Here is a 507-nt window from a genome sequence, read left to right as displayed (position 1 = left end):
GGTAGAGTCGCTGGTACGCGCCTGCCGCGAACATCGCGTGCCGCTCACCGCGCGCGGCGGCGGCACCAGTTCCACCGGCGCCTCGGTGCCGCTGGCCGGTGGCGTAGTGGCGAATTTCCAGCGCATGGACCGCATCGTGCGCATCGCGCCGGATGATCGTCTCGCGGTGGTCGAGCCGGGCGTCACCAACGAAGCCCTGCAGCAGGCGCTGGCGCCGCACGGATTCTTCTGGGCACCCGATCCCGGCTCGGCGCCGTGGTGCACCGTGGGCGGCAACCTCGCCTGCAATGCGGGCGGGCCGCGCGCGCTGAAATATGGCGCCACCCGCGACAACGTGCTGGGCCTGCGCGCAGTGGCCGGCACCGGCGAAGGTTTCATCGCCGGTACGCACACCACCAAGGATTCCACCGGCTACGACCTGACGCGCCTGATCATCGGCTCCGAATGGCCCCGGCCCCTACGTCCCTCGGCCACGAGACAAGAAGGAATCATGTCACGCGTGGGCTC

At 70.2% G+C, this 507-nt stretch carries 1 protein-coding gene; it reads left to right on the top strand.

The window, feature by feature from the left end; all coding sequences use genetic code 11:
- Positions 1-507, top strand: a 507-nt coding sequence (locus CSC66_RS17410) for an FAD-binding oxidoreductase (protein WP_425501072.1), incomplete at both ends; no start/stop codon positions are given.

Source organism: Pseudoxanthomonas kaohsiungensis (assembly GCF_010211765.1).
Lineage (GTDB): Bacteria > Pseudomonadota > Gammaproteobacteria > Xanthomonadales > Xanthomonadaceae > Pseudoxanthomonas > Pseudoxanthomonas kaohsiungensis.
Note: the sequence above shows the minus strand (reverse complement) of the source record. Positions and strands in the feature narration are given on the sequence as shown.